The organism is Acinetobacter pseudolwoffii, from assembly GCF_002803605.1.
Lineage (GTDB): Bacteria > Pseudomonadota > Gammaproteobacteria > Pseudomonadales > Moraxellaceae > Acinetobacter > Acinetobacter pseudolwoffii.
In genome coordinates this window covers 440,954-452,618 of record NZ_PHRG01000002.1, presented here as the reverse complement: position 1 = coordinate 452,618, position 11,665 = coordinate 440,954, and the positions used below count along the sequence as shown (strand labels likewise).

Below are 11,665 nucleotides of genomic sequence, written 5' to 3'. Positions count from 1 at the left end.
AATAATAAAAAAAAAAAACCGCCATTAATGGCGGTTTTTTTATTCATAATATTTAATTAAAGTAGAGAAGAAGTAAGTAAATAGAAAATCTTTTTATTTCAATAGTCATTTGAAATATAGTATTTTTTCTATAGTGGAATGCTTATAATTTAACATGTAAATAACACGTAAAAAGAGATAATAATGCAAGGATCTATTTTAGATTATTCAGTGCAGCATAATACCGGTATTATTAGTGGGGATGATCAGAATCGTTATCAATTTACTGGTAGTGAATGGAGAGGCCAAGCGCTACCAGCACGTGGACAACGTGTAGATTTTGAGGTGTTAGGGCAGGGACAAGCCAAAGACGTTTATTTAGTATCGGCTCCTAATCCCTTTACCAATCAAGTCGGGCAAAAAAATCGAATTGTTGCGGCATTGCTCGCATTTTTCTTGGGTGGATTTGGTATACATAAGTTTTATCTAGGTCGTATCGGTTGGGGAATTGTCTATCTAATTTTCTTCTGGACATTTATTCCGGCAATCATTGCATTTATTGAGTTTATTATGTACCTATGTACTTCTGATGAAGATTTTGCACGAAAGTATGGTTAAGTTTTCATTGAGAGAAAGGGCGATATCGCCCTTTCTTTTTGGTCAAGTTATTTGGCAGGCTGCCCCCATTCATTGGTTTCTTGTTTGGTCTCTGTTGCTAGCCAGATAATTAATAAAATACTGCCAATAAGCGGGATAAGTGCAATTAAAAGCCACCAACCGGATTTATTAATATCATGTAAACGACGTATCGTTACTGCTAAGCCTGGAATAAATAACGCTAAAACTACTAAGGCATAAAGTACAAACTCAGTTCCAATGACTGCATCAATAATTTGAGCAATAATTAATAAAATAAATTGGACTAAGGTAAAAAACCAGAATTCTTTACGACGAGCACGCCCTATAAACGTCGCATAACTTTTTAAACACTTTACAAACCAATCAATCATATTGAATTGTTCTTCAGCTTTATTCTGATCAGAAATTTTGTCTAATTGCTTGGAAATATTTTGTACAGGATTGCTGTGACCTAATGCTGTAAAAATTTGAATGGCATTCCCTGTAGGATCGATATCGAAATCCACTTGATCTCCACGAGCAGGCGGGTGCTGTCCACGCCATTCTGCACCGGTGAAATTGTACCGATTTTGGTCGTCGCCACTAATCACACCAGCATTATGCTGCACTGAATAATCTAAAATAACCCCTTTCATTTTCACCCTCTTTCTTTGTGTTTAAATTTATAAATTGTTTTTAAATTCATGTGGAGAATATCATAATAGTATATTTAGGCACTTATTTTTTATAATATTTTTAATGTAGATGGTCGGTTTTTTTATGCATTGAATAGGCTATATTTCATATAAAAAATCCCGCTACTGGGGCGGGATTTCACTAAACTTTTTCTTTTTGACTTACCAGCTTAAAGCACCGCCGGTCTGATAATCCGTAACACGCGTCTCAAAGAAATTCTTCTCTTTACGCAAGTCCATCATCTCCGACATCCACTGGAACGGGTTATTCACACCAGCGAACTGTTCAGGCAAGCCTAACTGCGCCAGACGACGGTTGGCAATAAACTTCAGATATTCTTCCATCATGCCCGCATTCATACCCAATACACCACGTGGCATCGTGTCACGTGCATATTCGATTTCCAGCATTGTGCCTTCAAGAATCATCTGAATGATTTCTTCCTGGAACTCGGTTGTCCATAGACCCGGGTTTTCGATCTTGATCTGGTTAATCATATCAATACCGAAGTTCAGGTGCATGGATTCATCACGCAAAATGTACTGGAATTGCTCGGCAACACCATTCATCTTGTTACGCCGGCCCATCGACAGGATCTGGCTGAAACCGCAGTAGAAGAAAATCCCTTCAAGTACACAGTAGAATGCGATCAGGTTGCGCAGCAGGATTTGATCATTTTCAGGTGTACCGGTTTTGAAAGTAGGATCACTTAAAGACTGGGTATATTTCAGACCCCACGCTGCTTTACGTGCCACTGACGGAACTTCGCGGTACATGTTGAAGACTTCGCCTTCATCCATACCGAGCGATTCGATACAATACTGGTAAGCGTGTGTATGAATCGCTTCTTCAAATGCCTGACGCAAGATGTATTGACGGCATTCAGGGTTGGTAATGTGACGGTAAATCGCCAATACCAAGTTGTTTGCAACCAGTGAATCGGCAGTCGAGAAGAAACCGAGTGAACGCATGACAATGGTACGTTCATCTTCAGTCAGGCCGTTTTCAGATTTCCAAAGTGCGATGTCATGGTTCATGTTGACTTCTTGCGGCATCCAGTGGTTGGCACAACCGTCTAGATATTTTTGCCAAGCCCATTCGTATTTGAACGGAACAAGCTGGTTCAAGTCGGCACGACAGTTGATCATCGCCTTGTCGTCAACCTGTACACGCTGTGCACCCATTTCAAGCTCTTCCAGACCTGGAGCAACATCAAGTTGTTCTAGGGAAGCAGATGCTCTTGCCAGCGAATCGGTTGGATTTGATCCTCGGTTTTGAGTGGCTCTAAGGGGTTGTGCAGCTGCCACATCCGGCGATGCGTTGCCTGCATCAGATACCATCTGTGAATTAGTCGCTTTTTGCGGCTCGACGGGCGCAGGCTGCTGTTCAGGAGCAGCCGGTTTTTGCGAATCATCTTCGAAATCGTCCCAACTTAGGATAGACATATCAATTCTCTCTACGTTGCTTTATATCTTTTATGAGACATTCAGCTTGGCTGAGATGTCTTACTATACGCTTAATTTGTGTAAGCAAAATTAAGTTTTGTCGATGAATGCTGTGAATTTATACAGCAGCACTATCCTCACTACTTATTTTGCTTACGCTGCTGGCGTAGTTTGAACCAGAAATAAGCAAGTGGTGCGTAAAAGGTAATAGCAAAGGAGATCAGCAATGCCGCAAGTCCTAACATGTAGTTGTGGGTCATATGAGGCATTGAGGTTTCCTTTGTTTTTAATTGAGAGGCTTTTCAGCCTCTCAAGTTTTACCATAGGCTTAATTGAGCTTGGTTTGGATAACTTCTGCAATGTGCACGTACTTTTTCCCAACGATTAAATCGAAAACGGGAATAATCACAAACACTTACAGGTTTATCCAATGAGCACATTACTCTCATCAGCATCTCCTTTTTTGAAAAGATACTTTCAGAGGAGTGACTCACACTCTAAATTTTGCTAAAGTAGTCAGCGTTAAGTCCGCTAAAATTTAACACTGATTACCTTTATTACTTTCTAGAGTGTTGCTAACCCTCTGAAAGCTTGGGTTTTCAAATCAATGGTCTGTCACTTGTGATAGGCCATTTTTTTATTGCTTAAAATTTACTTTTTACATCCGCACCTCCTATGATTTTTCGCAGTTAGCTTGGAATCCCCCTAAATCCCTCTTTAAGAAAGAGGGATTTTCACATCTCAAATTATGGGCTGTGATCCCCCTCCTTTTAGGAGGGGTTAGGGGAGGTCAAGCAAAGCTTACTGACAAGCCTCACAATCAGGATTGTCAATTGAACATGCCATTGGCACTGGTGCTGCTTGCGCAAAACCATCTTCCTCTGCAGGAACTTCAGGTTTTTTCGCTTCAACCACCGGAGCAACTGCCGCAGCAGGAGCAGCAACCGTGGTTGCTTTAACCGCATTCAAGGCGCCAGTATTAATAGTCGATTTCTCAGCAGAAGTCGCACCCAATGCACGTAGGTAATAAGTGGTTTTAAGACCACGTAACCAGGCCATCTTATAGGTGATGTCCAGTTTTTTACCATTTGCACCAGCGATGTAAAGGTTCAGAGACTGAGCCTGATCGATCCATTTTTGACGGCGTGATGCAGCATCTACGATCCAACGTGTATCTACTTCAAATGCAGTCGCGAAGATGGCTTTAAGCTCTTCAGGAATACGGGAAATCTTCTGTACAGAGCCTTCGAAATGTTTCAGGTCGTTGACCATTACTGCATCCCAAAGGTCACGTTCTTTCAACGCACGTACCAGGTACGGGTTAATCACGGTGAACTCGCCAGACAGATTCGATTTCACATACAAGTTCTGGAAAGTAGGCTCAATCGATTGAGACACGCCACAAATGTTAGAAATCGTTGCAGTCGGAGCAATTGCCATCACGTTTGAGTTACGCATACCGTCTTTTTGAACTTTGGCACGTAAAGTGTCCCAATCCAAACGTTGAGTGCGGTCTACTTCGAACATACGTTCAGGACGTGTTTTCGCAACCAGATCCAGTGAGTCGATTGGTAAAATACCCTGATCCCACAATGAACCTTTAAATGTCTCATAGGTACCACGTTCAACAGCAAGGTCACTTGACGTTGAAATCGCGTAGTAAGAAATCACTTCCATTGATTCATCAGCAAACTCAACCGCAGCATCAGAACCATAGGCCAGATTCATTTCGTATAAAGCATCCTGGAAGCCCATGATACCCATACCGACTGGACGATGTTTCAGGTTTGAATTACGTGCTTGTGGAACAGCGTAGTAGTTGATGTCAATCACGTTGTCGAGCATACGCACAGCAGTTTTTACTGTACGTGCCAGTTTTTCGCGATCCAGTACACCGCCTTGCACGTGTTGAACCAGGTTGATCGAACCTAAGTTACATACCGCGATTTCTTCTTTGCTGGTGTTCAACGTAATTTCGGTACACAAGTTAGAAGAATGCACTACACCAACGTGTTGCTGTGGTGAGCGTAAGTTACATACGTCTTTGAAGGTGATCCACGGGTGACCAGTTTCAAACAACATCGACAGCATTTTGCGCCACAAATCTTTTGCACGGATTTTCTTGTGCAGCATATTTGTTTCTTTGGCAATACCTTCGTAGTAAGCATAACGCTCAGCGAATTCTGCACCGGTCAAATCATGTAGATCTGGGGTTTCAGAAGGTGTGAACAATGTCCATTCCGCATCTTCGAATACACGTTGCATGAACAGGTCAGGAACCCAGTTCGCTGTGTTCATGTCGTGGGTACGACGACGGTCATCACCGGTGTTTTTACGAAGTTCCAGGAATTCTTCAATGTCCAGGTGCCAGGTTTCAAGATATGCACAAACTGCACCTTTACGCTTGCCACCTTGGTTGACCGCAACAGCCGTATCGTTCGCGACTTTAAGGAATGGAACTACACCTTGCGACTTACCATTGGTGCCTTTGATGTAAGAGTTTAAAGCACGCACTGGTGTCCAGTCGTTACCCAAACCGCCTGCCCATTTAGACAGCATGGCGTTATCACGCATTGCGCCATAAATATCATACAGGTCATCATCAATGGTGGTTAAGTAGCAGCTCGACAATTGTGGACGAAGCGTACCTGAGTTAAACAGGGTAGGCGTCGATGCCATATAGTCGAAGCTAGACAACAAGTTATAGAACTCGATGGCACGTTCTTCACGGTTTTCTTCATTGAGCGACAAGCCCATAGATACACGCATAAAGAACAATTGCGGCAATTCGAAACGTACGCCATCGGAATGGATGAAGTAGCGGTCAAATAAAGTCTGTAGACCTAGGTAGGTAAACTGGTTTGAGCGTTCTGGTTGAATCGCTGCTGCCAGTTTCGCCAGATCAAAGTTAAGCAGTTCTGGTGAAATAAGCTCAAGCTCAATCCCTTTTTTCAGGAAAGTTTCAAGTGCTTCACCTTCATGCGTATCCGTAGGCAGACCCAGGAATTTCAAACCAGTCGCCACCAGATCATCACGCAACAAACGTGCGGTCACATAGGTGTAGTTCGGCTCTTGCTCGATCCGGGTACGGGTCGCCATCATCATGGTGGTAGAGATGTCAGACTCTTTTACACCGTTGTACAGGTTTTTCACGGTCTCATCGACAATGGCTTGTACATCAATTCCTTCAAGGTCTTCTGCTGCTTTAGTAACATGCGCAGTTAAAGCACTTAAATCAAGTGGCTTAAGTTGGCCTTCAGCATCGGTAATTTGCAGGGTCGGGTGATGGTGTGCACCTAACTGTTTACGTGCTTCAGAACGTTGTTCACGGTAAATGACATAAGAGCGTGCAACTTTCTGTTCGCCCGTACGCATTAGCGCAAGTTCAACTTGGTCTTGAATTTCTTCGATATGAATCGTTCCGCCAGAAGGTAAACGACGTTTAAAGGTATTCAGTACCATTTCCGTCAGTTGCTCGATACGATCATGGATCCGGCTCGAGTCAGCGCTTTGCTGGCCTTCAACCGCCAAAAACGCTTTACCAATTGCGACAGAAATTTTTTCTGCATCAAAAGCGGCAACATCACCGGTGCGTTTAATCACCTGAAGTTGACCAGGAGTTGAAGTGATTACGCTCATGTTAGCATAGCTCCATTGTCATCTATTTTTATGTTTATGGACCGTTTGAACTGGGCAAGTTTCATGCACAGTGTTTGAGGAATAAACACAAGACCTAGTGGTTTTAAAATTAATTGAACACAAGATACGGGAAAATTTAGGGTAGATCAATATTGACATTTAGCTAAATATTTTTCTTAAGTTTTGCTTTAATCCTTGTAAAAATATCGCTATTTTTATTGATTTTTGTATAAGCCTTATCAGGCAAGGCATAGCATAACAAAGTCCCGGGAAAGTGCTTATAGATAACATTGTGGATAACTAAAAAGTGCTGAATCAAGCAGTCATATTTTGTCCATGTAATAGTTGTGTAAATCACAAATCAGATCTAAATTACTGTTTCAAGCATAGTCGCCCAAAAAATGCACGATAAAATATTACAAAATGCTATCTTGATGTATCAGTTTGGTGAACGCTATCTTGTTTACAATGTAAACGTGTGTATATTGCAAGCATATTAAAAACGTATCTATTGGATTTCAAAAGGATACGCCTATAGCGTAGATCCACCAAATAAGGGGCAATACATGAGCCAAGAAGAAAAGTTACCCAAGATTTTAATTGTTGAAGATGATGAGCGTCTTGCTCGTTTAACGCAGGAATACCTCATTCGTAATGGACTTGAGGTTGGGGTGGAGCCAGATGGTAACCGGGCCATTCGCCGGATTATCGCTGAGCAGCCAGATATGGTGGTGCTGGATGTGATGTTACCAGGAGCGGATGGTTTGACCATTTGTCGTGAAGTGCGCCCGCATTATCATCAACCGATCTTGATGTTGACTGCGCGTACTGAGGACATGGATCAGGTCTTGGGTCTGGAAATGGGTGCCGATGACTATGTCGCTAAACCGGTACAACCACGTGTATTGCTGGCACGTATTCGTGCATTACTGCGTCGTACGGACAAGGTGCCTGAAGATGAAGTGGCACAGCGTATCGAATTTGATGATCTGGTCATCGACAATGGTGGTCGTTCAGTTACTTTAAATGGTGATCTGGTTGATTTTACCAGTGCGGAATATGACCTGTTGTGGTTGCTTGCATCAAATGCTGGCCGTATTCTTTCCCGCGAAGATATTTTCGAGCGTTTACGTGGCATCGAATATGATGGTCAGGATCGTTCAATCGATGTGCGTATTTCGCGTATCCGTCCAAAAATTGGTGACGATCCAGAGAATCCGAAGCGTATTAAAACCGTGCGTAGTAAAGGTTATCTATTCGTTAAAGAAACTAATGGTATTTAAGCAAATGTACGTTGTTGCTTGAACGAGCGGGATAAACTATAGGTGTTTAAACACAGTATATTTTTGCGTATATACGCAGGACTCGTCATCCTTGTTGTGTTGGTGGCTGTGTTCGGCTATCTGTTGGTACAGATTATCAACTATCAGCGTGCGCAAGAATATCGTGAGTCTCTGACTGATGGTATGGCCTATATCATCAGTGAGGGTGTCGCGCGCCAGCCAAATCTTCAGCAAAAGATGGATTGGGTTTCCGATGCTTCTGATTTGCTGGAATTGCCAATTCACTATGTAGAAGCCAGTAAGGTGGATATCACCCGTGCTGAAGGTCGCCGTATTGCAGATCGTAAAGCCGTGGTGCGCTGGGATGCCAAAACCGGCATTGCCTATATTGTGGTGGGGCTGCGCGATGACCCGAATCATTACCTGTATATAAAGGCCGACAGTATTACCGAGCGCCAGATGAAGGCGCTTCCGGTCTTTATTCTGGATTATCTGGTCTATTATCCGGGTCAGGAAAAAGAATATCTGTCCGCTATTCAGGATCATTTTTCTTATCCGGTATCGATTGAAAACGTACAGAGCTTACCTTTAGATTCCGAGCAGATCGGGCGCTTGCGTCTTGATCACAGTATTATCCTGTATCGGGATAGTGCCTCAATCCGTGGCACCACCATTTCAATTATTTCGCCAATTCCAGGTTCGACCTCACAAGTCTTGGTGATGGGACCGGTGCCATTGTTTAACTGGATGCCATTCCAGTTAGCGACTGGTATTACCTTATTGAGCCTGTTTGTGCTGAGTCTGGGGGTGTATGGTTTGCTGGTGCCAATGCAGCGCAAGTTGCGTGAAGTCAGCTATGCCTTAAACAAAATGAAAACCGGTAATATGTCATTGCGTCTTCCTGTAGAAGGAAGTGACGAAATGGCAACGCTGGCCTCTAGCTTTAACAATATGTCTGATCATATTCAGCGCCTGATTGAAGCCCAACGTGAATTGATGCGTGCGGTGTCGCATGAACTGCGTACACCAGTAGCACGGATTCGTTTTGGTGTGGAAATGATGGCAGATGAAGATGATTACGATTATCGTCTGCAACAGGTCGAACAGATTGATAAAGATATTGAGGCGCTGAATACCCTGATTGACGAGATCATGACCTATGCCAAGCTAGAACAGGGCATGCCTTCGATCGAGTTTGAAAAGGTCAATCTGTTTGAAGTGCTGAATCAGGTAGCTCTGGAAACTGAAGCATTAAAAACCCAGAAAATCATTGAGCTACATTCAATGCCTGATGTGGTGGTTGAGGCAGAACGCCGTTATCTGCATCGCGTAATTCAGAATCTGGTCGGCAATGCGGTGCGTTATTGCGACAATAAGGTGCTGATCAGTGGTGGTCTGGATCAGGATGGTCAGGCCTATGTCTCTGTTGAAGATGATGGCCCGGGAATTCCGGAAGTGGATCGTGCCCGGGTCTTTGAGGCCTTTGCCCGGCTGGATGACAGCCGCACCCGTGCTTCGGGTGGTTATGGTTTGGGTTTATCCATTGTCAGCCGGATTGCGTACTGGTTTGGTGGCAAGATTCACGTGGATCAAAGTCCGAGCTTGGGTGGTGCGCGCTTTATCATGAGCTGGCCTGCACAGCGTTATGTAAAGAAGAGCAAGCGCAAGTTGGCAGAAAAGACTGAGGAAATCAGTGATCATTCAGCTTGATGTTATATAAATGCTTTTGAGTTATAAAAAAACGATGCCTGAGCATCGTTTTTTTTATTGGGGAAGAATTTTATTCCTGAATGGTGGCATCCGGCTCAATCAATGGTTTGCCTTCTTTTAGGCCATGCAGGGCTTCAGGATTGAAGTCGATCATTAGCTTGGTATTTTTTCCATCAATGCTATAGCGCTGGATCAGCCTCTGATCACCAGATAAAGTTTCGACTTTGTATTCATCGGCAATATTCATGATGCCATCCAGATTAATGCTGGAAGAGGCATGATCCTCTTGAAACAGTGCATGGATATCGCGCAAGTCAAAAGCGACCTGACTCATATTGGGGTGTTTCTGAACATAATCTTGGATATGTCGCACCAGTAACTGGGCAAATAAAAAATAATTTGGCTTATGCGAGAAGCGTAGAGACATGCAAGGACTCCTTATTGTTACTTTATTAATGTCATTATGTGGCTTAGAAATACAAATAACATATTCTGAATCAGTCTGTTGGGTGTGTTGCAAAAAGATACAATTGCTTGCCTTGAGTGAGGCTGGGCTTAAAGTGCTTTAATCCAAGTTAAAATGTGAAAATCATGTTAAATATCAAATTAAATCAAAAGCTTTATCCGCTGAAAGTTATGGATAGAATAAGTTTTTGTCTGATTTTTCTTTGCTTTGGTCGTGAAAGGGGCTATATCTAAGCCAGAGGCCAAGCAAGAATGATCTGAAATGGATTTATTTTTCAGGAATACTGTTTATAGAAAAATTAATAGAAAATTAAAACTTAATCCAATAAAACGATTAAATCGGATGTTGAGAGATCAAACGCAAATTAAATGCTGAAATGCCTAAAAAATCATCCCAAAGACTAAGGCTTATAAACTAGCAAGTGAAATCCAAAATCAGGTACAATTGGCGGGATTAATTTTGTGTTTGGTGTATTTGAAGGCCAATACATACATTCTTTGTTAACAAATAGGCCTGCCAGGAGTTATCCCCGCATGAGTGCTATTACTCCATACGAATGGGCAATTATTGCCTTCGTGATCGGCGTTACATTTTTATGCGTCTTTATGCTGACCGTCCCATTACTCCTCGGGGGTAAATCATGGGGCCGTGCCAAGCAGGAGCAGTTTGAGTCAGGTGTTGTTGGTGCAGGTGGGGCTCGTATCCGCTTGTCTGCAAAGTTCTATTTAGTTGCAATTTTCTTCGTGGTGTTTGATTTAGAAGCACTTTATCTATATGCATGGGCGGTTTCTGTTCGTGAAGTAGGTTGGATTGGTTTTGCAACTGCAGCTATCTTTATTTTAGTTTTACTTGTTGGTTTGGTTTACGAATTATCCACAGGCGCACTCAACTGGGCACCTTCAGACAAACGTAAAGCCGCAGGAATTAAAGCTAAGATTGGTTCGCCAAATATGGATCTAGCAGAAATTACGCGCTTTAACTCAATTGAAGAATTGGTAATCGACCCTACAGGTCAAATCCCAGCTCAATCCTCTGGTCGTGTGAAAAGCTCACCGGCTAAATCATCTGATAAGGAGTAAGACGGGATGAAATATACATTAACCCGTGCGAATCCGGATGCTGATCAATATCCACTTCAAGAGCGTATCCTTGTAGAAGATCCGTTACTTGAAGAAGAAGTGAATAAGAATGTATTCATGACTCGTTTAGAGGATGTGGTACATACAGCAGTCAACTGGGGTCGTAAAAACTCAGTTTGGCCGTTTAACTTTGGTACATCATGCTGCTATGTAGAGTATGCGACGACCTTAACCGGTGTGCATGACTTGTCACGTTTTGGTGCCGAGGTGATTCGTGCTTCACCGCGTCAGGCGGATTTAATGATTGTGGCGGGTACCTGCTTTGTGAAAATGGCGCCTGTCATTCAACGTTTGTATGAACAGATGCTTGAACCGAAATGGGTCATTTCAATGGGTGCATGTGCCAACTCAGGTGGGATGTACGACATTTATTCAGTGGTACAAGGTGTGGATAAAATCATCCCGGTCGATGTTTATGTTCCCGGCTGCCCACCACGTCCTGAAGCTTTGATTCAGGCATTAATGCTGTTGCAAGACCAGATTCAACTCGAGCGTCGTCCGCTTTCTGCGGTGATCGGTGATGATCTTAAGCCAGTGTATAAGCCAAAGATGATGCCGGAACGTGACCGTAAGAAAGATCAGCGTGTTGCTGTGAAGAACTTGCGCTCTATGGATGAAATTAAATAATTTAAACGACTGGTCTTTTTTGCTGCACCCGCTATGGGTGTAATTGTCGTTTAGGTTGACTGA

10 protein-coding genes are annotated in these 11,665 nt (G+C 43.0%); 5 read left to right on the top strand and 5 right to left on the bottom strand.

Annotated features, from left to right (window positions below):
* The first annotated feature begins 183 nt into the window (after positions 1–183).
* Entirely contained in the window at positions 184–597 is a 414-nt protein-coding gene (locus CWI32_RS06845; protein WP_005169598.1) for a TM2 domain-containing protein, read from the top strand.
* 47 nt (positions 598–644) lie between these two features.
* Here the strand turns inward: CWI32_RS06845 and CWI32_RS06840 are convergent, their stop codons facing one another.
* The 4 genes from CWI32_RS06840 to CWI32_RS06830 form a co-directional block, all read right to left on the bottom strand.
* Entirely contained in the window at positions 645–1,253 is a 609-nt protein-coding gene (locus tag CWI32_RS06840; RefSeq protein ID WP_100534929.1) for a DUF805 domain-containing protein, read from the bottom strand.
* A 201-nt stretch (positions 1,254–1,454) separates the two neighbouring features.
* Positions 1,455–2,738 (bottom strand): ribonucleotide-diphosphate reductase subunit beta, encoded by a 1,284-nt coding sequence (locus tag CWI32_RS06835; RefSeq protein ID WP_004645882.1) that lies wholly within the window; start codon positions 2,736–2,738, stop codon positions 1,455–1,457.
* A gap of 140 nt (positions 2,739–2,878) precedes the next feature.
* The gene (locus CWI32_RS15550) at positions 2,879–3,007 is read right to left on the bottom strand and encodes a hypothetical protein (RefSeq protein ID WP_005169615.1); all 129 of its coding nucleotides are present in this window, start codon (positions 3,005–3,007) and stop codon (positions 2,879–2,881) included.
* 532 nt (positions 3,008–3,539) lie between these two features.
* On the bottom strand, positions 3,540–6,377 hold the full coding sequence (locus CWI32_RS06830) for a ribonucleoside-diphosphate reductase subunit alpha (protein WP_100534928.1): 2,838 nt from the start codon (positions 6,375–6,377) through the stop codon (positions 3,540–3,542).
* 566 nt (positions 6,378–6,943) lie between these two features.
* On the opposite strand from CWI32_RS06830, the gene bfmR reads away from it, so the two are divergent.
* The gene (bfmR, locus tag CWI32_RS06825) at positions 6,944–7,660 is read left to right on the top strand and encodes a response regulator transcription factor BfmR (RefSeq protein WP_005097931.1); all 717 of its coding nucleotides are present in this window, start codon (positions 6,944–6,946) and stop codon (positions 7,658–7,660) included.
* Between the two features lie 42 nt (positions 7,661–7,702).
* Positions 7,703–9,370: a sensor histidine kinase BfmS gene (bfmS, locus tag CWI32_RS06820; protein ID WP_005097929.1), complete on the top strand. Its 1,668-nt coding sequence runs from the start codon at positions 7,703–7,705 to the stop codon at positions 9,368–9,370.
* Positions 9,371–9,440: 70 nt separating this feature from the next.
* Here the strand turns inward: bfmS and CWI32_RS06815 are convergent, their stop codons facing one another.
* Positions 9,441–9,797, bottom strand: a complete 357-nt coding sequence (locus tag CWI32_RS06815; protein WP_005097927.1) for a hypothetical protein — start codon at positions 9,795–9,797, stop codon at positions 9,441–9,443.
* A 572-nt stretch (positions 9,798–10,369) separates the two neighbouring features.
* Here CWI32_RS06815 and ndhC point away from each other — a divergent pair.
* Together ndhC and CWI32_RS06805 are read left to right on the top strand one after the other, a co-directional pair.
* Positions 10,370–10,915 carry an NADH-quinone oxidoreductase subunit A gene (gene ndhC, locus CWI32_RS06810; protein ID WP_005097926.1) on the top strand — a complete coding sequence of 182 codons (546 nt, stop codon included), beginning with the start codon at positions 10,370–10,372 and terminating at the stop codon, positions 10,913–10,915.
* A 6-nt stretch (positions 10,916–10,921) separates the two neighbouring features.
* Entirely contained in the window at positions 10,922–11,602 is a 681-nt protein-coding gene (locus CWI32_RS06805) for a NuoB/complex I 20 kDa subunit family protein (RefSeq protein WP_005097925.1), read from the top strand.
* The last annotated feature ends 63 nt before the right edge of the window (positions 11,603–11,665 follow it).